Origin of the sequence: Myxococcus sp. CA005, from assembly GCF_006518205.1 — a bacterium.
Classification (GTDB): domain Bacteria; phylum Myxococcota; class Myxococcia; order Myxococcales; family Myxococcaceae; genus Myxococcus; species Myxococcus xanthus.
Genome location: NZ_SRLV01000198.1, coordinates 1 through 1417, shown reverse-complemented (window position 1 = coordinate 1417; position 1417 = coordinate 1). Strand labels below are relative to the sequence as shown.

The window sequence follows — 1417 nt, the reverse complement described above, 5'->3', positions numbered from 1 at the left end:
CTAACACTACCCGGTCAGATGAATTGGGCGCGGGCGCCCCGTGTTGACGGAGCATGACGCCTGCCCAGTTACGCAAGCTTGACCGGGAGCTGAGCGAGTTCCTGGACTCGATGACCGAGGGAATGGGCCGGACCGAGAGACGTCGCGCCCTCGGCGGCTACCTCACCGGACTGCTGCTCGACGGAGAACGCAAGAGCATCGAGCCCATGGCGGCCCGGCTCGTCGAGGCACCCGAGCAGACAGAAGCCATGCGCCAGCGGCTTCAGCAGTGTGTGTCGGGCGCGGCTTGGGACGACTCCGAAATGCGGCGGCGCCTGGCGCGGCAGCTTGAGTGCGAGCTACCGGGCTTGGAGGCCCTCGTCATTGACGACACGGGCTTGCCGAAGAAGGGCGTGCATTCGGTGGGTGTGGCGCGCCAGTACTCGGGCACCCTGGGGCGGACGGAGAACTGCCAGGTGGCCGTCAGCCTGCATGTTGCTGGAGAGAAGGGCAGCGGCTGCATCGCCATGCAGCTGTACCTGCCTGAGGAGTGGACGCGCAGCAGGAAGCGCTGCAAGGCCGCCGGTGTCCCGTCTGGAGTGAAGTTTCAAAAGAAGTGGCAGATAGCGCTGAGCCAATTGGATGACGCAATGGCGTGGAGCGTGCGCCGACACCTCGTCCTGGCTGATGCTGGGTACGGCGATGCACGGGAGTTCCGCGACGGCGTGCGCGAGCGAGGCCTGCACTACTTGATGGGCGTGCAGGGCACGCACAAGGTGTGGCCGCCCGGTGCCAAGCCGCGTCAGCCCCAGAGGGCGCCGGGCCAGAACGGCCGCCCGCGCACGCGCTACGTGGCCGAGGGCGTGCAACCATGGGCCATTGAGGAGTTGGCGCTTCAACTTCCCAAGGAGGAGTTCCAGACAGTCTATTGGCGCGAGGGCAGTCGGGGCGAGCAGTCCTCCCGGTTCGCCGCCGTGCGAGTGCGGACGGCGGAGCGGCACGTCCAGCGAGCTCCACCGAGTGAAGAGGTATGGCTGCTCATCGAGTGGCCCCAGGAGGAGAAGGCGCCGACGAAGTATTCGCTTTGCTCACTGCCCGCGAATACGCCGCTCAAGGAGTTGGTGCGCTTGTCCAAGCTGCGCTGGAGAGTGGAGCGGGACTACCAAGAACTCAAAGGCGAGGTGGGGCTTGACCACTTCGAGGGGCGAGGGTGGCGAGGCTTCCACCACCATGCCACCCTCTGCATGGTCGCTCACGGATTCCTTGCGCTCCGCCGGGCGCTTTTCCCCCCGGAGGAGAGCACGCTGGACACTGCCCGAAGTGCGCCGCCGCCTTCAGCACCTGCTGCTGCGCCGCATTGGCCACTGCCCACTTTGCCTGCGCCACATCGGCGCCCGCGCACCTCCTCGGGGGCCGTCACGCATGTGACCGGGTAGTA

1 protein-coding gene is annotated in these 1417 nt (G+C 66.8%); it reads left to right on the top strand.

What is annotated here, in order from left to right:
• Window positions 1–53: 53 nt before the first annotated feature.
• The gene (locus FMQ63_RS37100) at window positions 54–1415 is read left to right on the top strand and encodes an IS701 family transposase (protein WP_011551905.1); all 1362 of its coding nucleotides are present in this window, start codon (window positions 54–56) and stop codon (window positions 1413–1415) included.
• Window positions 1416–1417: the final 2 nt, after the last annotated feature.

What these genes read in the sequence shown, in the direction of transcription:
- FMQ63_RS37100 (WP_011551905.1), top strand. Translation starts at nt 54, where the DNA reads ATGACGCCTGCCCAGTTACGCAAGCTTGACCGGGAGCTGAGCGAGTTC.